Origin of the sequence: Stenotrophomonas sp. CFBP 13724 (assembly GCF_014841975.1) — a bacterium.
Lineage (GTDB): Bacteria > Pseudomonadota > Gammaproteobacteria > Xanthomonadales > Xanthomonadaceae > Stenotrophomonas > Stenotrophomonas lacuserhaii.
On sequence record NZ_JACYUW010000003.1, the window covers coordinates 101,883 to 125,782 of the forward strand.

Annotated in this window: 16 protein-coding genes; 5 read left to right on the plus strand and 11 right to left on the minus strand. The window is 64.7% G+C overall.

What is annotated here, in order from left to right; genetic code table 11:
• Positions 1-26 precede the first annotated feature (26 nt).
• Together aceA and aceB are read right to left on the minus strand one after the other, a co-directional pair.
• On the minus strand, positions 27-1,319 hold the full coding sequence (gene aceA / locus IFT63_RS14055) for an isocitrate lyase (protein WP_192084732.1): 1,293 nt from the start codon (positions 1,317-1,319) through the stop codon (positions 27-29).
• Positions 1,320-1,376: 57 nt separating this feature from the next.
• Entirely contained in the window at positions 1,377-3,014 is a 1,638-nt protein-coding gene (aceB, locus tag IFT63_RS14060) for a malate synthase A (RefSeq protein WP_042612294.1), read from the minus strand.
• Between the two features lie 109 nt (positions 3,015-3,123).
• Between aceB and IFT63_RS14065 the strand changes: the two genes are divergently transcribed.
• Positions 3,124-4,089 (plus strand): LysR family transcriptional regulator, encoded by a 966-nt coding sequence (locus IFT63_RS14065; RefSeq protein WP_101098326.1) that lies wholly within the window; start codon positions 3,124-3,126, stop codon positions 4,087-4,089.
• Between the two features lie 1,274 nt (positions 4,090-5,363).
• The gene (locus IFT63_RS14070; RefSeq protein WP_192084734.1) at positions 5,364-5,678 is read left to right on the plus strand and encodes a transcriptional regulator; all 315 of its coding nucleotides are present in this window, start codon (positions 5,364-5,366) and stop codon (positions 5,676-5,678) included.
• A gap of 41 nt (positions 5,679-5,719) precedes the next feature.
• Here the strand turns inward: IFT63_RS14070 and IFT63_RS14075 are convergent, their stop codons facing one another.
• The 3 genes from IFT63_RS14075 to IFT63_RS14085 form a co-directional block, all read right to left on the minus strand.
• Entirely contained in the window at positions 5,720-6,202 is a 483-nt protein-coding gene (locus tag IFT63_RS14075) for a hypothetical protein (protein WP_192084736.1), read from the minus strand.
• Positions 6,177-9,830: an Ig-like domain-containing protein gene (locus IFT63_RS14080; protein ID WP_192084738.1), complete on the minus strand. Its 3,654-nt coding sequence runs from the start codon at positions 9,828-9,830 to the stop codon at positions 6,177-6,179. The genes IFT63_RS14075 and IFT63_RS14080 overlap by 26 nt, the downstream gene beginning before the upstream one ends.
• 229 nt (positions 9,831-10,059) lie before the next feature.
• Positions 10,060-12,759, minus strand: coding sequence for an RHS repeat domain-containing protein (locus tag IFT63_RS14085; protein WP_192084740.1), 2,700 nt, complete (start codon positions 12,757-12,759; stop codon positions 10,060-10,062).
• Positions 12,760-12,869: 110 nt separating this feature from the next.
• On the opposite strand from IFT63_RS14085, the gene IFT63_RS14090 reads away from it, so the two are divergent.
• Positions 12,870-13,778, plus strand: a complete 909-nt coding sequence (locus IFT63_RS14090; RefSeq protein WP_192084742.1) for a LysR family transcriptional regulator — start codon at positions 12,870-12,872, stop codon at positions 13,776-13,778.
• Positions 13,779-13,848: 70 nt separating this feature from the next.
• Here IFT63_RS14090 and IFT63_RS14095 read toward each other — a convergent pair whose 3' ends face one another.
• Both IFT63_RS14095 and lepB read right to left on the minus strand, forming a co-directional pair.
• Positions 13,849-15,102, minus strand: coding sequence for an MFS transporter (locus IFT63_RS14095; RefSeq protein WP_192084745.1), 1,254 nt, complete (start codon positions 15,100-15,102; stop codon positions 13,849-13,851).
• Positions 15,103-15,282: 180 nt separating this feature from the next.
• Positions 15,283-15,909, minus strand: a complete 627-nt coding sequence (gene lepB / locus IFT63_RS14100; protein ID WP_192084747.1) for a signal peptidase I — start codon at positions 15,907-15,909, stop codon at positions 15,283-15,285.
• 238 nt (positions 15,910-16,147) lie between these two features.
• Here lepB and IFT63_RS14105 point away from each other — a divergent pair, with 238 nt between their 5' ends.
• Positions 16,148-16,594, plus strand: coding sequence for a 3-dehydroquinate dehydratase (locus IFT63_RS14105; RefSeq protein WP_042614234.1), 447 nt, complete (start codon positions 16,148-16,150; stop codon positions 16,592-16,594).
• Between the two features lie 122 nt (positions 16,595-16,716).
• Here the strand turns inward: IFT63_RS14105 and dcp are convergent, their stop codons facing one another.
• From dcp to arfB, 3 genes are all read right to left on the minus strand, one after another.
• A complete protein-coding gene (dcp, locus tag IFT63_RS14110; RefSeq protein WP_042614235.1) occupies positions 16,717-18,888 on the minus strand; it encodes a peptidyl-dipeptidase Dcp in 2,172 nt (723 codons plus the stop codon).
• Between the two features lie 114 nt (positions 18,889-19,002).
• Positions 19,003-19,563, minus strand: a complete 561-nt coding sequence (locus IFT63_RS14115; RefSeq protein ID WP_182656626.1) for a lysophospholipid acyltransferase family protein — start codon at positions 19,561-19,563, stop codon at positions 19,003-19,005.
• Positions 19,564-19,608: 45 nt separating this feature from the next.
• Entirely contained in the window at positions 19,609-20,040 is a 432-nt protein-coding gene (gene arfB, locus IFT63_RS14120; RefSeq protein WP_042614237.1) for an alternative ribosome rescue aminoacyl-tRNA hydrolase ArfB, read from the minus strand.
• A 135-nt stretch (positions 20,041-20,175) separates the two neighbouring features.
• Here arfB and IFT63_RS14125 point away from each other — a divergent pair, with 135 nt between their 5' ends.
• Entirely contained in the window at positions 20,176-20,688 is a 513-nt protein-coding gene (locus tag IFT63_RS14125) for a DUF2059 domain-containing protein (RefSeq protein WP_042614238.1), read from the plus strand.
• Positions 20,689-20,778: 90 nt separating this feature from the next.
• Here IFT63_RS14125 and IFT63_RS14130 read toward each other — a convergent pair whose 3' ends face one another.
• The gene (locus IFT63_RS14130; RefSeq protein ID WP_192084749.1) at positions 20,779-23,631 is read right to left on the minus strand and encodes a pitrilysin family protein; all 2,853 of its coding nucleotides are present in this window, start codon (positions 23,629-23,631) and stop codon (positions 20,779-20,781) included.
• Between the last annotated feature and the right edge of the window lie 269 nt (positions 23,632-23,900).

The following is a 23,900-nucleotide window of genomic DNA, read 5'->3' on the forward strand; positions in this document are numbered from 1 at the left end:
GTGGCCGTCCCTTTCCCTTCTTCACATCAGGCCGCGCGGCCGGCGCTGAACTGTTCTTCCTCGGTGGACCCGGTCAGGGCGGTGGTGGAGGACTGGCCCTGCTGGATCGTCTGGGTCACCGCATCGAAGTAGCCGGTACCCACCTCGCGCTGGTGCTTGACCGCCGTGAAGCCGCGGTCGGCGGCGGCGAACTCGGCTTCCTGCAGCTCCACGAAGGCGCTCATCTGGCGGCGCGCGTAGCCGTGGGCCAGGTTGAACATCGAGTAGTTCAACGCGTGGAAGCCGGCCAGGGTGATGAACTGGAACTTGTAGCCGTACTTGGCGATCTCGGTCTGGAATCTGGCGATGGTGGCGTCGTCCAGGTTCTTCTTCCAGTTGAAGCTGGGCGAGCAGTTGTAGGCCAGCAGCTTGCCCGGGAACTTCGCGTGGATGGCCTCGGCGAACCTGCGCGCGAACTCCAGGTCCGGCTTGCCGGTCTCGCACCACACCAGGTCGGCGTAGGGGGCGTAGGCCAGGCCGCGGCTGATCGCCTGGTCCAGCCCGTTGCGGGTCTTGTAGAAGCCTTCGGTGGTGCGCTCGCCGGTGGCGAACGGCTGGTCGTTGGCATCGATGTCGCTGGTCAGCAGGTCGGCCGCCTCGGCATCGGTACGCGCCACCAGCAGGGTCGGCACGCCCAGCACGTCGGCCGCCAGCCGGGCCGCGTTCAACTTCTCGATGGCTTCGCGGGTCGGCACCAGCACCTTGCCGCCCATGTGGCCGCACTTCTTCACCGAGGCCAGCTGGTCTTCGAAGTGCACCCCGGCGGCACCGGCTTCGATCATCGCCTTCATCAGCTCGAAGGCGTTCAGCACGCCGCCGAAGCCCGCCTCGGCATCGGCCACGATCGGCTGCAGGAAGTCGATCTCGTCCTTGCCTTCGGCATGGTGCAACTGGTCGGCGCGCAGCAGGGTGTTGTTGATGCGCTTGACCACCGCCGGCACCGAATCGGCCGGGTACAGCGACTGGTCCGGGTACATCTGGCCGGCCAGGTTGGCATCGGCGGCGACCTGCCAGCCGGACAGGTAGATGGCGTTCAAGCCGGCCTTCACCTGCTGCATGGCCTGGTTGCCGGTCAACGCCCCCAGCGCATTCACGAAGTCCTTTTCCTGCAGGTAGGTCCACAGTTTTTCCGCCCCCAGCCGGGCCAGCGAGTGCTCCACGTGGACCGTGCCGCGCAGGCGCACCACGTCGGCAGCGGTGTAGTTGCGTTCAATCCCCTGCCAGCGGGGGTTGGTGTCCCAGTCGTGCTGGATCTGTTCGGCAGTGGGCAGCGTGCTCATGTCTATCTCCAGTTCGTCATTGCTACAGCAGGAAGGAAGAGCGGGCCGGCGCAGGCGTCAGTCGATGCGTGCGTAGGCCGGCAGGGTCAGGAAATCGTTGAGTTCGTCGGCGCGGCTCAGCTCGGCCAGCAGGGCGATCGCTTCGTCTACGCGGCCGCCACCGGGCAGTGCGGCGCGGTCACCCAGGCGGGCCGGCAGCTGGGCCAGGGCGTTGTCCAGCAGCGCGGCATCGATGGCGGTGCCGTCGTCCAGCTGCTGGCCGGGGGTATGCAGCCACTGCCACAGCTGGCTGCGGCTGATCTCGGCGGTGGCCGCGTCTTCCATCAGGTTGTGGATCGGCACGCAGCCGTTGCCATCCAGCCATGCCGCCAGGTAGCGCACGCAGACTTCCACGTTGCCTTCGAAGCCGGCGCGGCTGATGCTGCCCGGCGGCGGTGCGATCAGCTGGTCGCGGTCCACGCGCACGTCCTGGCGCAGCACGTGCTGCTGGTTCGCACCGGGCATGTGCTCGTCGAAGATCGCCATCGCCACCGGGATCAGTGCCGGGTGCGCGACCCACGTGCCGTCATGCCCAGCGGTCACTTCGCGCAGCTTGTCCGCGCGCACCCGCGCCATCGCCTGTTCGTTGGCGGCCGCATCGTTGCCGATCGGGATCTGCGCCGCCATGCCGCCCATCGCATGCGCGCCGCGGCGGTGGCAGGTCTGGATCAGCAGTTCCGAATAGGCCTTCAGGAACGGCTGGGTCATGGTCACCTGGCCGCGCTCGGGCAGCACCTTGTCGGCATGCCGGCGGAAGGTCTTCAGGTACGAAAAAATGTAATCCCAGCGCCCGCAGTTCAGGCCGACGATGCGATCGCGCAGCGCGTGCAGGATCTCGTCCATCTCGAACACCGCCGGCAGCGTCTCAATCAGCACGGTGACCTTGATCTGGCCGTGCGGCAGGCCGAGCATGCCTTCGATGTGCGACAGCGCGGTTTCCCACAGCGCCGCCTCTTCCATGCTCTGCAGCTTGGGCAGGTAGAAGTACGGGCCACGGTCGTTGGCCATCAGCGTGCGGGCATTGTGGTAGGCGAACACCGCCGCGTCGAACAGTCCGCCGGCCAGGCGCTGGCCATCCACCAGCACGTGCTTTTCGTCCAGGTGCCAGCCGCGCGGGCGCACGATCAGCACGGCGCGTTCTTCGTACGGACGCAGCGTGTAGTGCTTGGCCGGCTTGCTGCCGCTGGCCGGGGCGGTGAACTGCAGGTCGCCACGCACCGCACCGATCAGCGACTGCTGGCCAGCCAGCAGGTTGCGCCAGGTCGGCGCGGTGGCGTCTTCGAAGTCGGCCATGAACACCTTCGCCCCGGAGTTCAGCGCGTTGATGACCATTTTCGGGTCGGTCGGGCCGGTGATCTCCACGCGGCGGTCCAGCAACGCGGCCGGCAGCGGCGCCACTTTCCAGTCCTCGGCGCGGATCGGCGCGGTATCGGCGCGGAAGTCCGGCAGCCCGCCCTGGTCGAAGAACGCCTGGCGCTGCACGCGGGCCGCCAAGCGGGCCTGGCGGCCGGGTTCCACCGCACGGTGCAGGGACACCAGCAGGGCCAGCAGCGGGGCCGGCAGCAGCGCGGACTGGCCGGCCACCTGGGTGGTCAGGGTGATCCCCGGGGTGGGCTTGGCGGACGGCGAAGGAATGGCGGAAGCAACGGCGGACATCGGGACACTCCAGCAGCGAGGGACGACCCTACCGTGCTTCCCGGCCCAGGTATTTGACAAAGCAGTTATTGCAATGCATTGGATAAGTTGTGCTTATACTCGTTACACCATGCCCACACGCCCGCCGCCAAGTCCCCGTTTTTCCTACAAATCCGATCGGCTAAAGCCGTTGCGGGCGTTCTGCCAGACGGTGCGATTGGGCTCGGTTTCGCGCGCGGCGGAGGCACTTTTCGTCAGCCAGCCGGCCATCAGCCAGCAGTTGCAGGCGCTGGAGCGGGAACTGGGCGTGGTGCTGTTCGAGCGCAGCGGGCGGCGCCTGGTCCCCAGCCGCGAGGGCCAACTGCTGTTCGAAATGGCGCAGCCGCTGGTGGAGGACCTGGACGGCTTGGAGGCACGCTTCCGCGACAAGGTGAGCGGCATGGACGCCGGCGAGCTGAACATCGCGGCCAACAGTTCCACCATCCTGTACCTGCTGCCGCGCATCATCGAGCGCTTCCGCCAGCTGCACCCGGACGTGCGGCTGACCCTGCACAACGCCATCAGCGCCGACGGCACCGACCTGTTGCGCGACGACGCGGCCGACCTGGCGGTGGGATCGATGACCGACGTGCCGGCCGACCTGAGCTACGCCCCGGCCTACCGCTTCGAGCAGATGCTGATCACCCCGCACGATCACCCGCTGGCGCGCGGCACGCTGAGCCTGGAGGCGATCTCCAGGCACCCGCTGGTGCTGCCGCCCAAGCGTCAGATCACCTACCGGCTGGTGGACCAGGTATTCCAGCGCCACCGCCTGCCCTACACCGTGGCGCTGGAAGTGGGTGGCTGGGAAGTGATCAAGCAGTACGTGGCGATGGGCATGGGCATCTCCATCGTGCCGGCGCTGTGCCTCAACGATGCCGACCCCGGCAAGCTGGTGGCGCGCTCCATGCGCGAGTGGTTCCCGGAGCGCAGCTACGGGGTGATCGTACGCCGCGGCAAAGCCCTGTCCCCGCAGGCCCGCGCCTTCGTCGAAATGATCCAACCCGAACTGTTCTCGCCCCGCGAGTACGACCAGAGCGGCCACTCCGAACGCTGACCGGTAGTGACGGCCGCTGGCCGTCATGCGTCCGCGCTCCTGGTGGGTGACGACCGCACTCCTGGTGGGTGTCGACCGTTGGTCGTCACAGCGCTCACTGGAACCGGTAGTGACGGCCGCTGGCCGTCAACCCCGTCAGCCGCCGGCCTCCCCTCCACCACCCCCAACATCCAACCTGGGCAACGGATAAACCCCCTCGCCATATTCCATCGTGCAACCCGGCGTCCTCGAACAATCCTCCCGGATCTCGGAAACCGTGCGCACGGGCGTCAACTGCGTAACCCCCCGCAAGCGCCCCGCAACAACCACCGGCGGCACCACACACTCGCCAATCTCAAGCGGCGGGATCCGACTGAAGCGCGCATGCAGCCGGTAATACCCCGCCGCACGGTCCCATCCGCATCACGCAGCTTCGCGTCCACCTGCGGCCACTCGACCAGGAAACCGGAAGCCAGGTCCTGCGCCTCCGCGGCCTCCCGACCGGCGTAGAAGATGTTGGATCCAAAACCGGGGTAGTACAGCGTGACCGCGATATCGCGCTGCTCCAGTTGCCCAGCGTCCATCAGCAACAGCGTTGGCGAGACGTGGCAGGACGAAGAGGCGACCGTCGTCCTATCGGCACAGATATCCCTGGCCACTGCCTTCGCAGCGGGCTCTCGGTCTGTGCAACCTGCGAGGTAGACGCCCCACAGCAACCACGACCAACCTGCTTTCATTTCTGTCCCTTCACTGGGGCGTCTGGACGGACTCTGCGCCCTTCTCTCTTGCTCAGCTCACTCGCCTGCCGCTGAGCGCTAGCGCTACGCAGTGGCGCATGCCAACCGTCCGCATCAGAACAAAGATTTCCTCATGGACGCCTGCCGGACTGACTGCGCAGGATGATGACGCGGGCATCCACATGTGCCCGCCGGGATTGGCATCCTGACTGCCTGTTGCTGATACCTCTGTCGCTGCCCTTTGGGCCCGGCGGAGAATGCACTGCCTTGCCGGTCATACGGCGGGCGATGCGCGGGGATTCCCTGTATCCGCCGGTTATTCAGCAATAGGCGCCGGTATGCCAACCCGCATCGTCCGCCACCCCTGCCTCGGCTCGGGTGGCCAACCGCGACGCGAGGTTGTGCCATGCACTCGACTCACCACTGCAGGCCTTGCCTGCATGCTCCTCTCAACCATCCAGTGCGGGTTGCCAGCACGGAGGAGACGCCGGGCTACGTGGCACTGCAGCGCACTCCCGCGCGCCGTTTGGGCGGCTGGCGTCCCCTGGGAGACAAACGATGAGGAGCGCAACGCGCGTACTGTCCGCGCAGACCGACGACCCGACGCAACGCCCGCTTGATCCCGCTGATATTGCGGCCTACCTGGATGCATGCATCGTGGAAGTCGGCGGTGACCCCCACGTGTTTGCCGAAGCCCTGTACTACTTGGCTGACCGCCATGCCCTGCGAAGCATGGCGCGTGCCTGCGGCGTACCGGCAGACGTGTTGTACCGGCAACTGTCCGGCAAGCGCCCCCTCAACTTCAGCACCGTCATCGGCGCGATGCGCGCGCTGGGTGTGGAACTTCGTGTGAGCGTCGGCGAGCGACGATGACGATGAAGCGGCGATGGACAGAAAGCTGAGTGACGCCAGGATCAGAGTTGGGGTGGTTGATCAGGCGGGGTCTGCACCCATGACATTCCACTGATGACGTCTATCGTACCTAGAGATTCCAGCCATGTTCCGCGCGTGCCCCACAAGAAGTGCCCGCTTATGGACACTGGCTTACCTTGGTCAGCGAGCAGCCGAACCTCTCTTAAGCCTTCTTCCGACCCGGATAGGGCAATACCACCTCGGCCGCCGGAATAATCATACATATCCTTGGATGCATGAATGTATTGACGACCATCAAGATCGACCACAAATCCAGAAATCCGGATGTACTTCCCATCAAAATCTTCCGGGGATCGCCAAAGATTGAAGAAGCCAATATTGCAGACCTCCCGTAATCCACCCTTACGATCGGGCACCGCTGAGCATGAATAATCGCGCCGGTCAGAGTCACTCGCACTTGACGTAGCAGCAGTGAAAGCAACGATCGCTGCTAACGACCTAATGATCAGTATAGAAGTTTTCATTGCCATATGATCCCCCGTTCGTTTCATAATAAGAACTGGTCTTCCACTGCAACACCCGGCCATTCGCCAAAGAAACAAATGCCGAAACATCTACCCCACCAGGAAAATTACCATTAGTCTCATGATATTTTTTCAAGACGTAACTCAAATCATATTTACTGAAAAGATTGTTTCCGGGATGAGTATGAACAAATCCCGCAACAAGCAACAATGACGAGCGGGAAGAATTTTCCGGATTCACTCCATGGATATAGCCATCACTTACCGCGGTACCGAGTACGATTTTCCTTCCACTATAAAACAATCTAGATGCAATCTCTGCATTATGCTTTTTTGCAACAGGTCTTACTAGATCCGCCCATTTCCGGGCTGCTATGGCCGCCGTGTCAAATTTCTGCCCTGACAAAGGAGCGATGGCGTCGTTTGCCTCCCTGGTGGCAATGGGCGCAATTCTCGCAGCCTCCGCATTAGACCGGTCTTTAGTCTCCCCCGATCCGACCCACCCCCCTCTCTCACCCTGAGAAAGACGACAGCTAGTGTCCTTCCCGCACGCTTTCCCTTTCCGGCCGTCGGGATCCGTGAAATTGAATGGATTACCGTTCCCGTAGCGGTACCGATTGAACTGCACAACCGGGCTTCCATATGCAGTAACCGGATCAACACTCAGAAACACACCAAGCACCGGATCCATATACCGCTGCTGCATGTAAGTCAGCCCGGTACCCGCATCCATCACATGCCCGGTATACCCCACGCCATCCGTCGCCGCACCCACTGAAGCACCATACGGCTCGAACTGCTTCCGCTCCACCACCGCGCCAGCGCCGTTCGTCGTCACTACCGGGCTACCCAGCGCGTCGTTGTGCTGCCAGGTCACCACGCCGTTGCTGCGGGTAGCCAGCAACCGCTTGCCCAAGTGGATGTAATCCATAGTGCCGCGATCGCGTCGCTGCTCGTGCAACAGCGTTCCATCGTTCCCATACAGCGAGAACAATCGTTGTCCATTCGCATCGGTGGCGGTTACCCGCCTTCCATGCGCGTCATAGCGATAGCGTTCGATACCAGGCACCTCGCGCAGCCGGTTACCAAAATCGAACGTATGCAACTGGCCGTTCCGGTTCGCCAGGTTGCCCTGCACGTCGTAGGTGAGGCCAATCGTGGTCGCTCCGCTGTCGTCGCGCACGTTGGTCAGCCTGTTCTTGGCGTCATACCAGTAGTTGTGTGCCTTGACCCCACCAAGGTGGCTGCTGACCAAATTGTCCAGTACGTCGTACCGGTAACGGAACTGCCCATCACCCCCAAAGCCGGCAGAGCTGGCTTGAACCAACCGATTGTGCCCGTCGTACTGCATGCGTACGTCCTTGGACGTACCCTGCTGCTGGTCAAGGATCGCAGTGACGTTTCCGTTCGCGTCGTACGCATAGTTCAGTGCCAGCGCACCGCTATCCCGCAATTGAGCAGGGAGCTGCCGCGCATTGAGTACCGTCTGGTGCTGCACGCCATTGCCGTACTGCAGCCGCGCCAGTGAGCCGCCTGGATGCCAGATGATGTTCTGCGCATATACCTGACCGCTCGTATCACGCACCTGTGTTGGCTGTCCCAACGCATTGGGCTGGTACTGCAAGGACAGCCCGCTCGGACGCACCTGACCGGCCATGCTGCCGTTGGCGTCGTAGCTGTAGCCCACGGCCACGGGAGCGCCTCCGTTGACGCTCACCGTCTCGCCGATCAGCAACCGGCGCTTGTTGTACGTGTAGGTATTGACGACCGTACTGGCCCCACCCTCGTTCGACGTTGTCACCTGCGCGGGCAGACCATCGGGCGTGTACTGCCACTGCTGGTTGCCGTTGCCGTCGGGGAATGTGAGCGTCAAAAGACGATTGCGGGCGTCGTACGTGCGATCCACGCGACGTCCGGATGTCCGCGCAGCTTCACGGTCGCAGCTGGTCGCACTGGGGAGGTTCAAGCCCGCCGCAGACCAGATGAGGTTTCCGCCGGCATCGTAGTCCATGACCGTCGACCCCGTTTCCGGCTCGATGACCTTGCACAGCTGTTGCTGCGGGTCGTACACGTACTGCCGCGCGACAGTGCTGGGTGCCTGCCCCTGCTCAACCTTGATGGTGATCTGGTGGCTGCCCGTCGAGCTGCGGCCATCTTTGGCGGTTGCGCGCAGGGTGTGCGTGCCGACAGGGAGGTCGGTTAGCTGGTACTGGTACGGGGGTGACGTCAGCGTTGCGACCGCGGCTCCATTCAGCAGCAGCTGGACCTGGGACAGGGTACCGTCCGGATCGGCCGCATCAGCAGTGAAAAGTACATTGCCTGGCTGGGGCAGGATCGCTCCAGCGCTCGGGGACGTAATCCGGGCAGTTGGCGGCTGGTTCCACTTCAGGATGAAGCTACCTGATCCCTCCAGCACGTGGTTTCCGCTGCCAAATCGCGATATGCCATGTATATGGATCGACTTTCCAGCGTGCTCGGTCAGTACCGCGGATGAGGGCGTCATGCTGAAATTGTGCTTGGTCCCGGCGCCGCAACGTGCATTGACCTCATCACTACTGGTTATATTGGCTGCGGCCTCTGCGACGTACGTTCCAACGCCGGCTTGTCCGCCAACATAAAGATGGATATTAACCGGAGTTGCAGCGCGCGTTGAGCATGCCCACCCACGTATTACGCCACTGGTCACACTGGTAATGGCGCCGATGACGCGTGACACGTGGACGTTCCTGGTTGCGCTAAAGACACCTTCGCCTCGGGTATCACTGACATACGCGCGGACACTATGGTTGCCCGGTGTGGTGTACCAGTTATAGGTGTGACTTGGCGGCGAGGTGGATCCCAACTGCTGGCCATCGCCCCAGAAGGTAACCTGGGCGACCCCGTCATCGGGATCCGACGCCGTTGCCTTCAGCACAATCGGATTGCCCTCCCCCACAACGGCGCCCTCGTTGGGCGCGGCCATGCTGACGGACGGCAACTTGTTGTATGGGACGCGGTATGTGCCGGAATTGCCGATGAGCAGGTTGGCCGCACCAACCGGTGATATGCCGTGAACGTAGATCAGGCTGTACGAGTTGTTGATCACCACGTGTGGCGGCAGCGGTATCTGGAATCGGTGCGCACTGCCCTGCGTGCCGCACTCGGCTGCGATGGCGGCTTCACCGGGCTGATCAGCGCGGGTACTGCTGACACCGGTGCCTTGACCGGCAGCGCCACCTACGTAGAAATGCACGTCGATAGGGGCCTCGATATAGCGCGAGCACGCCCAACCATTGATGTGTGTTCCGGTTACGCTGTCAATGTTTCCCTTGATTGTAGATGCAACGACGTTTACGCGCTTCAGGGTTGATTGCTTCCCAAGCCATTGCACACCGTCAAGCACCATCTGCCATTGGAAATCGTAAACCCCAGCTTGCGACGGTGCGGTCACAGTGAAGTTAAAAGTATGGTCCTGGGAGAATTCGGTATTCCCCGTCACTCCTACCCGGCTCATCCCCCAGCGGGTGTTGCTCGTCGGTGATTGCGATCCGAGGTTGAAACTGCGCGATGAATTCCACGCCATCGTCCCTGCGTTGCGAAACGTAAGGCTGACAGCGTACGGCTGGCCGGCGATCATCTGATCGGGCACTGACTGTCCCAGGAATATTGAAGAAAGGAGAGGTCCAACCGGTCCTGCATCTCCGGGGTCCGGACAAGGGTCGGGAATGGCCAAGGTAGTCACTGGGCCGGCCACGCGACGGGGTACCTCGGTTTCGCAGGCGGTTGCCGACCAGCCCGCCAACAGCAGGGGAAGCGCACAGAGAATCCGAGCCATGCGCGGCACATTCAAGTAGTTGCGATTCATGGACGTCCCGGTCTCAGAATGATTCGCGCACAATGCGCGTCGGCTTGCCCAACACATCCCGCACTACACGCGTACGGATACCCGGCTCGCCCGCTGCAGGTTGCTCGATGGATATCGGGCTCTGGTAGCTGGGTGTGTCGAAGACCTGGTGATGAGTGATGGAACGGTCGCCGCGCGGACTGGTCATGCGCACGTCCATGCCAGGCAGGTACTCAGTCACGGTCGTCAACAAGCCCAACTCGCTGTCTCCCGACGATGACGTCAGGCGGCCGAGCGCGTCGTATTCACTCCAATTTCCTGCAGTCAGCGTCGCGGTGGGGCCAGGATAGGACTGGAATATCGCGCGACCCGCGTGGTCATAGCTGAAGCGCTGGTACCGATCGGTTGCGGTTATGTTGCTGGCGTCATGCTCGCGCGTCACCAACGGCCGCCACATGGCGTCGAAGTAGGTTAGCTTCCTGCGGTTTCCAGAGGTTGTGGTCAAGCGCCAGTGTCCTGCGGCTATGCCATGTTCGACTGCGGTGACGCGCTCGAACTTCTGCACCATGGCATTCCATTCGTTCGTGTCACCGCTCGGATAGGTCGTTGTACTCATGCGACCCATCGCGTCGTAGCCGTAACTGGTCTGGTATCCGAGTTCGTTGACGACGTTGGTGATCCAGCCATTGTCATTGACGGTTGCACTGATGTACGTACCGTCCGGGAAGCCAATCGACTGCGGGGTGCCGCGCTTCCAGTTGTTGAGTGTGGTCAGATTCCCGCGACCGTCCGCGGCGCTCGCCAGGCTTCCATCAGCGTGGTAGGTGAGCGTCTGCGTCACCTTGCCGAACTGACGTTGCTGCTCTGGAAGTGCTAGCGCATTGAACGACGTCTGTGATTCCACCAAGCCGGTATTGTTGTTGGTGGTGCTGGCGGTCTGCCCGAGCACCCAGCGTGAGGCGTCGTCGTAGTAGGTCGTGGTGTCAGTCCGGCTATCACCCAGGCTGCTGCCTCGGCTGACCTGCAGCGGCCTGCCCTTGGCGTCGAACGTGTTGACCGACCACGTCATCGTTACGCCATCCCGAACAACTTCTTTCTTCAACAGAGGTCGAACCAGCACAGATGACTCGTCATTCCCGCCCCAGCGCGACCCATAGCGATCGGGGAAGGGCATGCCGCTGACCTGTGCCGTGCTGACATAGGTCAGGTTCTGGCTTTCGAGGACGGTGCCACTGGCCGCCGCCACGCTGCGTGCCAGCAGTTTGCCTTCGTTGAGGGAATAGACCACGCCATAGCTTTCAGTGACGCGGCTTCCGTCCGGTTGGTGGATCGTCACGGCCTTTGAGGCAACGCAGGTGGTGCAGGGCGGGACGTTGCCCGACCACAGCTCACCGCCGCCGGATACGTCTTCGTAGAACCAGCGCAACGGCGACGGGATCCCCGGGCCTTCGATCGTCTTCTCCGTCAGGCCGTACACATCGAAGTAATTGGGGACGGCAAGACGATGCAGAATCGTTGCGCCCATTCCGCCGCTGGATTCGGCCACGCACAGCACGGCAGGCACCCCATTTCGATAGCGGCGCTGGTGGTCAAAACGGAAGGTTGCTACGGCCGATGAGGGGTGCTTCATCTGCAGCGAAAATGTCTGCTCGCGCAGTGGCGCGACATTTCCACAGCCGGGGCCGGGATCTTCGCGCCAGATCTCATAGGAGATCCGTCGCTCGGTCAGGTGAGTGATCTCCCACGTGGCGGCGTCAGGCTGGGTAATACGCTGCAGCAGCGCCGCGGAGGTGTAGGCGTAGGTCCAACTGCGGCCATGTGATGCAGCGCTTGCCAGGCGTCCATTGGCGTACTGCAATGTGATGGATCGGCCGTCGCTGCCGGTGATGGCGGTCGGGTGGCCCGCGGCGTTATAGCTGAAGGTGACGGAATTACCGAAGCGGTCTTCGATGCGGCTGGCAAGCAGGTAGACCTCTACACGGGGTCGGGACTTTCCAACAGCACCGTCCTGCCCCATCGCACCGACGTTGCGGGTCGTGCCTACGTTGAAGGTGTAGGTAATGCCATCGGTGGTCTGCAGGACGAAGCCTTCGCCCGGATAGCCGGAGAGCATTGGCGTGCAGCTGATTGCATCCAGTGAGCTGGTGGTCCAGACGTTGCCCTGGCCATTGGCTGGCTTGAATGATGAGGGTGGCAGGCCGATCAGCGAGCGCGCGCCTTCCCCTGGCAGGTTCACTGAGTAGCCTGACCAGATGTCTTCGATCTGATGGGGCGGCGTAGTCCGCGGGTAGAACGTGTCACTGCAACGCGCCTGTACCTGACCGCTGCTGCCCGTATTCCATCCATAGGCGGAATCAAAGACGCCCGAGATGTACGGCACGTCGATATCCCAATCACCTGCTCCACCGTAGGGCTGCGCTGCGATCGTCGCCGGCAGCGGGCGTACGGAGAGTTTCCGGGTCAGCCGTACCGGCAATGCATTCGTGCCCGGGATGTCGATATCGGTCTGCTGGAACGCGACGCTCTGGTCATACACATTGACCGAATCCCCGAACAGGCCCGACGTGAGCGCACCCACCTGTTCGGCGGAGCGCAGGCGCTTGTCGTATTCCTGGTAGGGCTGCATGGTTTGTCCATGCGCGAGGCCGATGGCCTGTATCAGCAGTACGGCGATGACAGCCACGCGCGCACCGCCAGCGGCCGCCTTCCGGCGATCCTTTGACTCGATCTGCATCCTTGCTTCCCCTGTTGTCAGCAAAGCGAATATTCACTATCCGTTCACGTTGGTCAAGCCCCCCACGTCGCTACCGAAAGCGCGCCCCGCGACCTCTCTACAATCCACCCATGTCGATCGAACTCCGCCATCTCCGCTACTTCCTCGCCGTGGCCGACACCCTGCACTTCGGCCAGGCCGCCGAGCGGCTCGGCATGTCACAGCCTCCGCTGAGCCAGCAGATCCGTCAGCTGGAACAACTGCTTGGCGCGCAACTGTTCGTGCGCAGTCATCGGCGGGTGCAGCTGACCGAAGCCGGGGCGCTGCTGCAGGTGAAGGCCCGCGCGATCCTGCAGCAGGTGGACGCGGCGGTGGACGAGGCGCAGCGGGTGCAGCGCGGCGAGCAGGGCGAACTGCACATCGGCTTGACCCGCGCCACGCCGCTGGTGCCGCAGATTCCGCGCGCCATCTTTGGTTACCGCGAGCGTTTCCCGCAGGTGCGCTTGCGGCTGCGCGAGATGAACACCCTGCAGCAGATCGATGCGCTGCTGGAAAACCGGCTGGACGTGGGCATCATCCGCAAGCGCGTGCTGCCGCCGGAACTGGTGGCGCACAGCCTGTTTACTGATCCGCTGGCGCTGGTGCTGCATCGCGGCCACCCTGCCCTGCGCGGGCGTGACCCGGCCAGCACGGTACTGCCGTTGCAGCAGTTCGCGCACGAACCGTTCGTGGGCTTCCACCGCAGCGTGGGCGCCGGCATCCACGACCAGATGATCGCGCTGTGCGCGGCGGCAGGGTTCACGCCGCGCATCGTGCAGGAGGCCGGTGAGGCGTCCACGCTGATCAGCCTGGCGGCGGCGGGATTGGGCGCGGCGATCCTGCCCTCGTCATGCGACCACATCCAGATCGAGGGCGCGTGTTTCGTGGCGCTGGGGGACCAGGGCGCGCATTCGGAAGTGCAGCTGGTGTGGCGGCGGGAAGGGGTGACGCCGTTGATCCGCAACTTCACTGCGCTGCTGCAGGCGGAGTTTGGACGGTAGTGACGGCCGCTGGCCGTCAACCACGTCCAACCACCCGATGCGATTGACGGCCAGCGGCCGTCACTACCTTTCAAAGCGGGCGGCGCCACAGCCTCCAGGCGATGCCGGCACCGATCACGGTCAGCAGGCCGGTGAACGCGCATACGCCGACCCAGTCCCACGCGGTGTAGGCCAATCCGCCCACCGCGCCCAGCACGCTGGAACCGAGGTAGTACGAGAACAGATACAACGCGGATGCTTCGGCGCGGATCGCGCCGGCACGGCTGCCGACCCAGCTGCTGGCCACCGAATGGCCTCCGAAGAAGCCGAAGGTGACCAGTGCGATGCCGATCGCCATCGTCCACAGCCACGGCATCACCAGCAGCACGATGCCAGCGATGATCAGGGCGTAGCTGATCGACAGCACGCGGCCGCGGCCATGGCGGATCGCCTGCTGGCCCATCCAGGCCGAACTGAACGTGCCCACCAGGTACACGCTGAAGATCAATCCGACCACGGTCTGGCTGAGGCGATAGGGCGGCGCCAGCAGGTGGTAGCCCAGGTAGTTGTAGGTGGTGACGAACACGCCCATCAGCAGGAACGCGGTGGCGAACAGCCACGGCAGGCCGGGGTCGGCGAACAGCTGGCGCCAGCGCGAGGGCAGTTGGCGCAGCCCGCCGCGACGGCTCTGGAAGTGCCGCGAGGGCGGCAGCTGCATCCACAGCAGCAGGGTGCTGGCGACGGCGATCAGCGAAACCACGCCGATGCCCCAGCGCCAGCCCCAGTGGTCGGCGATGATGCCGGCGATCAAGCGTCCGCTCATGCCGCCCACCGCGTTGCCGCCGATGTACAGGCCCATCGCCAGGCCCATCGCGCGGCTGTCCATTTCTTCGACCAGATAGGTCATCGCCACGGCCGGCACGCCGCTCAGTGCCACGCCAAGCAGCGCGCGCAGCACCAGCATCGTGGTCCAGTCGGTCACCAGCGCGCTGGCGGCGGACAGCACGGTGGAGGCCAGCAGCGCGGTGATCATCACGTTGCGGCGGCCGACGCGGTCGGACACCAGCCCGGCGACCAGCATCATCACCGCCAGCAGGCCGGTGCTGAGCGAAAGCGCCAAGGCGCTGTTGGCGGCGGAGACGCCGAAGTGGCGGCTGAACTCGGGCAGCAGCGGCTGCACGGTGTACAGCAGGCCGAAGGTGGAGAAGCCGGCCAGGAACAGCGCCACCGCGGTGCGCCGGAACGCGGGCGTGCCTTGTTCGATGTGGGTGGCGGCGGCCGGGGTGGCCGTCGGGGTGCTTGGGGGGATGCGACGCTCAAGGGCGGCCGCGGTATCGCCGTTCATCGGATCGGGATGGCCGGGGGAGGCGGCCAGGGTGTGGGGATGGGGTCAGGCTAGCCCCAGTCATCGAGTCGATCCATAACCTGATGGGTACGGATTGATATGTTCTTCGTATGGATGGCGGCAAAAGGGCAAGGGCTGACGACCAGCGGTCGTCACTACCGAGCCCTCACTCTCTCGCCGTTACAGGTGCAGCCACTCCAGGCCTTCGCCGCGGCGGTAGTAGACGGCCACGGCTTTGCCATAGACCTTGTCGGCGTCGACGAAGCCGAAGAAGCGGCCGTCGAAGCTGTTGCCGCGGTGGTCGCCCATCACCAGCAACTTGCCGTCCGGCACCACCACGCCGTCCACGTCCGGGCCACCGCCCATGTCCAGGCCGAGCTGCGCGATACGACTGCCGAACTGTTCGGCGGCGGGCTTACCGGCCTGCTGCAGCGGCTGGCCATTGATGCTCAGATGGCCGCTGCGCACGTCCACGCGGTCACCGGCCACGGCCACCACGCGCTTGATCAGCCGGGTGCCGTCGGCGGGGGAATCGAACACCGCCACTTCGCCACGCTGCGGCGCGCCCACGTCCATCAGCGTGTGCTGGGTGAACGGCAGGCGCAGGCCATACGCGCGCATGTCCACCACCACGCGGTCACCCGGTTCCAGGGTGGGCTGCATCGAACCGCTGGGCACCACATAGTGGTTGGCCAGCGTGTCGCGCGCGGCGGCGAGCAGGCCGAGCATCACCAGCAGCGGCAGTGCTTCCTTCTTCAACCAGTGCAGCGCGCGTTGGGTCACGGGGGGGCGGGCGATGGCATCCATGACGAGGCTCCGGGAGGTGTCTGGGTGAGACCGCGAAAAGGGCGGTTCGGTTCCCTGGACGACAGAAAAGGGGTCAGAGTCCTTTTCGCTACGCGAAAAGGACTCTGACCCCGGACTCTGACCCCGACCGCTACGGAGAATTTACGTGCGGTCGCCGCGCACGCCATGGAGGCTTTACGGGCGGTGCGCGCATCGTGTGCCTACCGCGCCTCGGGCGCTTGCTTGTGGTTGCTCCCCCATGTCGATCTTCATCATCCGTGGCCCGGAAGCATCCGGCACCTTGATCCGCACCGCCGAGCCGCTGCCCGCACTGGTACTTAAAACGCTGGTGCACCGCGCGGTGGATGCCGGTACCAGCGTGGCGATCCGTGCCTGCGGGTCCGAGCAGGAACTGCTGGATGCGCTGCGCGTGGCCGACCATGCACGCGGCGAGGTGACCCTGCTGGACCCCGGTGCGTGCGCGCACAGCATGCGGCTGCAGCGGCTGCTGCCGCACCTGCATAACGCGTATGTGGAAGTGCACGACGACGGTGCGGTGGCGGAGCCGTGGTTGCCCGATGGCATCGGCCAGCGGCTGGGCATCGCAGCCGGGTACGGGGCGCAGAGTTACGTGCTGGCGCTGGACATCGCGCTGGATCACCTGGGCCTGGCCGAGCGCGCCGAGCGCGTGCACGTAGGAACGTGAGCCAGCACGGAAACCGGTAGCACCGAGCCATGCTCGGCGAGCGCGGAGCGCGGCCTGCGTCAGGCATCGTGGTGCCGGAGCGGAAAGCAGAACGGCGGGGTTTCCCCCGCCGTTCGTTCAACTCACTTCAGGCCGCGGAACTCGAGCAGCGGTTCCACCGACGGGTCCTTGCCGCGGAAATCGCGGTAGAGCTGGCTCAGCTCCACGCTGTTGCCGCGTGACAGCACCTTGTCGCGGAACTGCTGGCCGTTGGCGGCGGTCAGGCCACCGTTCTCCTTGAACCACTGGAAGGCATCGTGGTCCAGTACTTCAGCCCAGAAGTAGGCGTAGTAACCGGCCGAATAACCGCCACCCCAGATGTGGTCGAAGTAGCTGGTGCGGTAACGCGGCGGCACCTGCGCCAGGTCCACGTTGAACTTCTTCAGCGCCGCTGCTTCGAACTTGCCCACGTCCTGCAGCGGTGCGTCGGCCTTCTGGGTGTGCCAGGCCAGGTCGAGCAGCGCCGCCGACAGGTATTCGGTGGTGGCGTAGCCCTGGTTGAAGCTGCGTGCCTTGAGGATCTTGTCGACCAGTTCCTGCGGCATCGGCTCGCCGGTCTTGTAGTTCTTGGCGTAGTTGGCGAACACCTTCGGGTCCAGCGCCCAGTGCTCGTTGAACTGCGAGGGGAACTCGACGAAATCGCGCGAGGTGGCGGTGCCGGCGATCGAGGGGTACTTCACGTTGGAGAACATGCCGTGCAGCGCGTGGCCGAACTCATGGAACAGCGTGGTGACGTCGTCGAAGCTCAGCAGCGCCGGCTGGCCCGCGGCCGGCTTGGTGAAGTTGCACACGTTGTAGACCACCGGCTTGGCACCGGTCAGGCCGTCCTGTTCGACGAACACGTCCATCCAGGCGCCACCGGACTTGCTGTCACGCTTGAAGTAGTCGGTGTAGAACAGCGCCAGCGAGGTACCGTCCTTGTCGAACACCTCGTAGACCTTCATGTCCGCGTGGTAGGTCGGGATGTCGGTGCGCGGCTTGAAGGTGATGCCATACAGCTGGGTGGCGGCGTAGAAGACGCCGTTCTGCAGCACGTTGTCCAGTTCGAAATACGGCTTGATCTGCGACTCGTCCAGGTCGTACTTCGCCTTGCGCACCTGCTCGGCGTAGAAGTCCCAGTCCGAAGCGGCCAGCTTGAACCCGCCCGACTTTGCATCAGGATGCTGCGCATCGATGACCTTCTGGATGTCTGCCGCTTCGGCGCGTGCCTTGGCAGTGGCGGCCGGCACAGTGTCGGTCAGCAGCTTCAGCGCAGCGGCCGGGGTCTTGGCCATCTGGTCGCCAAGGTTGTAATCGGCGTAGGTGGCAAAGCCGAGCAGCTTGGCCTTCTGCGCACGCAGCTGGGCCAGGCGCTGCACGGTCTGCTGGGTGTCGTTGGCATCGCCGCGCTGGGCGCGGGTTTCCGATGCTTCCAGCACGGCGGCGCGCTGTTCGCGGTTGCTCAGCGAACCGAGCACCGGCTGCTGGGTGGTGTTCTGCAGCGGCAGCAGGAACTTGCCTTCCAGCTTGCGTGCGGTGGCATCGGCGGCGGCCGTGGCGATGGCATCTTCGCTCAGGCCGGCCAGCTTGGCCTTGTCATCCACCACCACGGCGGCGGCGGCAGTGGCCGCGACCAGGCGGGTGTGGAACTGCGTGGACAGCGTGGTTTCTTCCACGTTGAGCTTGCGCAGGCTGGCCTTGTCGGCGTCGTTGAGCTGCGCGCCAGCGCGCACCAGGCCGTCGTAGTAATGCTCCACCAGGCGGGTCTGCACCGGATCCAGGCCAAGCGAAGCGCGCTGGTCGTACAGCGACTTCACTCGTGCGAACAGCTTCGGGTCCAGGTTGATCTCGTCCTGGTGGGCGGCCAGCTTGGGCGCCACTTCTTCCTGGATCTTCTGCCGCGCATCGTTGGTATCGGCCTGCACCAGGCCGAAGAAGATGCGCGAGACGCGGGTCAGCGTTTCACCGCCACGCTCCATCGGCACGATGGTGTTGTCGAAGGTGGCCGGCTCGCTGGAATCGGCGATGGCGCGTACTTCGGCCAGGTGCTGGCGCATGCCTTCTTCGAAGGCCGGCAGGTAATCGCTGTCCTGGATCCTGTCGAATGGCGGCGCCTGGAACGGCAGCGTGCTGGCACTCAGCAGCGGATTGGTGGAGGCATCGGCCGGCTGCTGGGCCGGGGCGTTCTGGGCTTCGGACACGGGGGTGGACTCCTTGCCGGAACAGGCAGCCAGCGCCAGGCTGATGGCGGCGGCCAGGATGACGGTACGCGACATGCAAAAGGCTCCTCGGGGGGCGATCAGGACTGACCGCCAGCCTTCCAGCCTACTCCCGCGGCGCTGCGGCGGCATGTGCCGGACGTGGCGCCTGCGCTGCCACGCTGTGGCCGCTCAGACCGTGCCGCGGGTCTTGCCGATCCACGGCCGGTAGTACTCGCGGATGCTGGCCATGTCGGCCGCGTCGTTGCCGGTGGCATGGAACAGCGGCCCGAAGCCGATGGTCTTGTCCGGATAATGGAAGTAGGCGGCGAGGATCGGCACGTCGGCCATCCGCGCGATCTTCAGGAAGCCGGCCTTCCAGTGGGTCACCTTCTTGCGGGTGCCTTCCGGGGTGATCGCGTACCACATCTTTTCCGAGCGACGGATCACCGCCACCGCCTGTTCCACCGTGCCCTGCGGCGAGCTGCGGTCCAGCGGGATCACCCCCAGCTTGCGCAGCAGCGGCCCCAACGGCCACCAGAACAGCGAGGCCTTGCCCAGCACGCGCACGTCCAGGCCCAGCGCCAGCTTCACCGCCATGCCCCAGTAGCCATCCCAGTTGGACGAATGCGGGGCGATGATCATCACCACTTTGGGCACGTCGGGCAGGGTACCGACCACCTTCCAGCCGCGCAGGCGCAGCGCACTGCGCGCGATCCAGCGGATGAAGGCATTCGGCTTGACCTGCGGCATGTTCGGCGGGACGGGTGGCAGCAGCGGCGAAGGGTGATTCAAGGCTTACTCCCAGTTGCGGGTTGTGCGGCCGCGCTTGACCTGCGCGCGGCCTTTCTTGGCGTCCAGGCGACGCAGGGTCGACCCGTAGGTTGGTTTGGTGGCCTTGCGTGGCTTGGGCACGCTCAGCCCTGCCCGGATGAACTCGGCCAGCCGCTCGCGCGCATCCTCGCGATTGCGGTCCTGGGTACGGAAACGCTGCGCGTCGATGACCAGCACGCCTTCGCCGGTCACGCGCCGGTCGCGGCGCACCAGCAGGCGCGCACGCAACGGCTCGGGCAGCGACGGCGAGCCGGCCAGGTCGAAACGCAGCTCCACCGCCGTCGATACCTTGTTGACGTTCTGGCCGCCGGCGCCACTGGCACGCACGAACCGCTCGACGAGTTCATCGTCGGGGATCACAAGCTGCGCGGAGATGACCACTGGACCAATACCCATGGGCGCATTGTAACGGTAGCCGGTGACGGTTGGCTGTCGGTATCGCGAGCCGTTCCACCACGATCAGGTCCCCAACACGTCGCCTTCGCCAACGCGGGCGGTATGCTGGCGGCATCATCCCCAAAGGACGTCCGCATGATCCGCCTTTCCCGCCGCCTGCACCGCACCGCCCTGCTGCTCGCGCTTGCCCTTGCGTCCGTTCCTGCGCTGGCCGCCCCGCCCACCGACGGCGACATCAACCGCCTGCTTTCGGCCTCGCGCGCGCAGGCCATGCTGGATTCGATGCTCCCGCAGATCGAGACCATGCAGCGCCAGCAGTTCGAGCAGGTCACCCAGCAGCGCCAGCTGACCCCGCAGCAGCAGGAGCAGCTGCAGCGGATCCAGGCGCGCACCGCGCAGACCCTGCGCCAGGCATTGTCCTGGCAGCAGCTGCGGCCGATGTACGTGGACCTGTACAAGCAGACCTTCAGCAAGGAAGACGTGCTGGCGATGGCCGAGTTCTACGAGAGTTCGGCTGGGCAGAGCCTGCTCGACAAGACTCCAACGCTGATGCAGAACGTGATGGTGGCCATCCAGGCGCGCATGCAGCCGCTGTTCGCGGACCTGCAGAAGGACCTGGAAGCGATCGTCAACGAGCCGACGAAGTAACAAGGGTGTGGTGGGTGACGACCATTGGTCGTCACCAAGAGCGGGTCGTCCCGGGTGACGGCCAGCGGCCGTCACTACCAGGGCCCGCTGTTACTTCGCTGCCTTCACCGGGTTGCCGTCGGCATCGATGATGCTGACTTCGCCGAGCTTCAGCGCGCGCACCGGTGCTTCGGTCTGCTTCAGGTCGCCCACCACCACCCAGGTCAACGATTCCGGCTTGATCGCCGCGGCTGCCTGCTGCACCTGCGCCGGGGTCATCGCTTCGATGGCCGCCTTGCGCTGGAACACGTAGTCGTCCGGACGCTGGAACTGCACCAGGCTGCCGATCGTGCCCAGCACCGAACTGGCCGTTTCATACGCACCGGGCAGGCTCAGGGTCTGGATGTTGCGGATGCGCTGCACTTCAGCGGCAGTGGCCGGCTTCTGACCGCTGGCGAACTCGGCGATTTCCTTGCGCATTTCCGCCAGTGCCGGACCGGTCTTGTCGATCTGCACCGGCGCCATGGCCATCCACGGCCGCTGGCCGACGGTGCTGCTGGCGCTGCTGCGGGCGCCGTAGGACCAGTGCTTTTCCTCGCGCAGGTTCATGTTCAGGCGCGAAGTGAAGTCGCCGCCCAGGACGCCGTTGGCGATGTCGAAGCGGACCGAACCCGGATCCACCGAAGACGGCACCACCTGGCCGGCGAACAGGTTCGCCTGCACCGCACCGGGCTGGTCGATCAGGAACACGCGCGGGCGGGTCGGCACGGCCACATCAACGGCCGCCTTCACCTTCGGCGCCGGGCCTTCACTCTTCCAGTCGCCCAGCTGGCGGTTCAACAGCGGCACGATTTCCTTCAGCGTGGTATCGCCAACGACGATCAGGGTGCCCTCTTCCGGGCGCAGCCAGTCGCGGTGGAAATCGACCAGCTCATCGCGGGTCAGGCTGGCGATGGCCGCCTCGTCACCACTGCCGGTGAACGGAATCGCATACGGGTGGCCCTTGCCGTACAGCAGCGGCGGCAGCACGCGCATCGCCGACGCAGTGGGGTTGGCCTTTTCCTGCGCGATTCCGGCGATCCAGCTGCCCTTGACCCGGTCGATCTCCGATTGATCAAAGCGCGGCTGGCGTAGCAGCGTGGCATACAGGCCCAGCGACGGTGCCAGGTTCTCCTTGAGCGCGGACAGGTCCACGGTGCTGAAGTCCAGCCCGGCCGACGCACTCAGGTCCGCACCCAGCGCGTCGGCGGCGTCGGCGAACGCCAGCGAACCGAGCTTGCCGGCGCCTTCGGTCATCAGCCCCATGGCGAAGTTGGCGGTTCCCGGCTTGCGGTCCTGGTCGGCGCTGAAGCCGCCCGGGAACTGATAGCTGAACTGCACCACGGGGATTTCATGGCGCTCGGCCAGGATCACCCGCGTGCCGTTCTTCAACGTGGCGCGCTGCAGTTCGGGGAACTTGAGTTCAGGGAACTGCCGGGTCTGCGGCACGCCGGTGCCACGGTCCACCTGGGCCGGCAGGGTGGTGTACTTCGGATCCACGGCCGGCACTTCAAACGGCTTCGGGCTCTGCGAGGCTTCTTCTTCCAGCGCCACGCGCTGGCCCGGTTCCACCACCAGGGTGTGGCTGCCGGTGCCCAGCCACTTGCCACCGACCGCGCGCAGGTCAGCGACGCTGGCGCCATCGATGTGCTTCAGCGAATCGCGGAAGCAGCCCGGGTCGCCGGTGTAGACGGTGCACTCGGCGAGTGCGTCGGCCTTGCCGCCGAACCCGCCGATGCGTTCGATGCCGCGGATGAAGCTGGCACGGAAGGCGGTCTTGGCGCGGCTGAGTTCGTCCGCCGACGGGCCTTCGGCGACCAGGCGGTCGATCTCTTCGTCGATGATCGCTTCCACGCGCGCCGGGTCGACGCCCTGCTTCACCGTGGCCATCACCATGAAGTTGGAGCCCAGCTGCGAGGCATAGGCGCCGGCACTGATGTTGTCCACCAGCTTCTCTTCGTGCTCCAGCCGCTTGCCCAGGCGCGATGACTTCGCCCCGCCCAGCACCTGGCCCAGCAGCTGCAGTTCGTCGATGTCACGGGTGCCGACTTCGGCCACGTTCCAGGCGCGGTAGATGCGCACCTGCGGCACCTTGTCGGTCATCACTTCGCGGCTGTCGGCGGCGCGCTGCGCTACGTCCACCTTCGGCTGCGCCATGCTCGGGCCGGCCGGGATGCTGCCGAAATACTTCGCTGCCTTTTCCTTGGCCGTGGCCAGGTCGATGTCGCCGGCCAGCACCAGCACCGCGTTGTTGGGGCCGTACCAGGTCCGGAACCAGGTTTTAACGTCATCCAGCGAGGCCGCGTTGAGGTCGTTCATCGAGCCGATCACGCTGTGGTGATACGGGTGACCCTTCGGATACAGCGCGCGGTTGAGCTGGGTCCACACCTGGCCATACGGCTGGTTCTCGCCCTGGCGCTTTTCGTTCTGCACCACACCGCGCTGCTCGTCCAGCGCGGCCTGGTCGATCGCACCGAGCAGGTGGCCCATGCGGTCGGACTCCATCCACAACGCCATGTCCAGCGCAGTGGTCGGCACGTTTTCGAAGTAGTTGGTGCGGTCGGTGTTGGTGGTGCCGTTCTGGCCGGTGGCACCGACCTGCTTGAAGGGTTCGAAGTACTCGCCGTCGTGGTTTTCGCTGCGCTGGAACATCAGGTGTTCAAACAGATGCGCGAATCCGGTGCGGCCGGCGGGTTCGTCCTTGCTGCCCACGTGGTACCAGACGTTGACCGCCACGATCGGCGCCTTGCGGTCTGTGTGCACCACCACGCGCAGGCCATTGGGCAGGGTGAACTGCTCGAAAGGAATGTCGACCTTGGCCGCTGCGGCAGGCTTGGCCAGCAGGGGCGCGGGCGCCAGACCGCCCAGCGCGGTGGCGAGGGCCAGTGCCAGCAGGGCAGTGCGCGGGCGCAGAGGGGAGGTCATTGCGGATCCTTGGTCATCCAGGTGAAGGCCGATCCTACCGTGTGCGCCCGCACAGCAGCATCGGCCAAGCGTCACGCGCTGAAAGCGACCAAACCCCGGATTTTCCGCATGGCCGGCTGTTGTCCGGCCGCATTGGCGCGGACAAGTGTCCGGACAACGGACACTCCGGGTTTTCCTAAATCATTGAATCAGAAGCTTTAAAACTTGGCACGGCGATTGCTCCCTCTCCCCCGTCACTCCAAGCGCCAGAAATGAAGCTGACTAAAAGC

Excerpts from the sequence above, each read along its gene's own strand:
- IFT63_RS14115 (WP_182656626.1), bottom strand. The coding sequence starts at position 19,563 with ATGCCGCAGGTCAAGCCGAATGCCTTCATCCGCTGGATCGCGCGCAGT.
- IFT63_RS14070 (WP_192084734.1), top strand. The coding sequence starts at position 5,364 with ATGAGGAGCGCAACGCGCGTACTGTCCGCGCAGACCGACGACCCGACG.
- IFT63_RS14075 (WP_192084736.1), bottom strand. The coding sequence starts at position 6,202 with ATGAAAACTTCTATACTGATCATTAGGTCGTTAGCAGCGATCGTTGCT.
- IFT63_RS14105 (WP_042614234.1), top strand. The coding sequence starts at position 16,148 with ATGTCGATCTTCATCATCCGTGGCCCGGAAGCATCCGGCACCTTGATC.
- dcp (WP_042614235.1), bottom strand. The coding sequence starts at position 18,888 with ATGTCGCGTACCGTCATCCTGGCCGCCGCCATCAGCCTGGCGCTGGCT.
- aceA (WP_192084732.1), bottom strand. The coding sequence starts at position 1,319 with ATGAGCACGCTGCCCACTGCCGAACAGATCCAGCACGACTGGGACACC.
- aceB (WP_042612294.1), bottom strand. The coding sequence starts at position 3,014 with ATGTCCGCCGTTGCTTCCGCCATTCCTTCGCCGTCCGCCAAGCCCACC.
- IFT63_RS14085 (WP_192084740.1), bottom strand. The coding sequence starts at position 12,759 with ATGCAGATCGAGTCAAAGGATCGCCGGAAGGCGGCCGCTGGCGGTGCG.
- IFT63_RS14095 (WP_192084745.1), bottom strand. The coding sequence starts at position 15,102 with ATGAACGGCGATACCGCGGCCGCCCTTGAGCGTCGCATCCCCCCAAGC.
- IFT63_RS14130 (WP_192084749.1), bottom strand. The coding sequence starts at position 23,631 with ATGACCTCCCCTCTGCGCCCGCGCACTGCCCTGCTGGCACTGGCCCTC.
- lepB (WP_192084747.1), bottom strand. The coding sequence starts at position 15,909 with ATGGATGCCATCGCCCGCCCCCCCGTGACCCAACGCGCGCTGCACTGG.
- arfB (WP_042614237.1), bottom strand. The coding sequence starts at position 20,040 with ATGGGTATTGGTCCAGTGGTCATCTCCGCGCAGCTTGTGATCCCCGAC.
- IFT63_RS14125 (WP_042614238.1), top strand. The coding sequence starts at position 20,176 with ATGATCCGCCTTTCCCGCCGCCTGCACCGCACCGCCCTGCTGCTCGCG.
- IFT63_RS14090 (WP_192084742.1), top strand. The coding sequence starts at position 12,870 with ATGTCGATCGAACTCCGCCATCTCCGCTACTTCCTCGCCGTGGCCGAC.
- IFT63_RS14065 (WP_101098326.1), top strand. The coding sequence starts at position 3,124 with ATGCCCACACGCCCGCCGCCAAGTCCCCGTTTTTCCTACAAATCCGAT.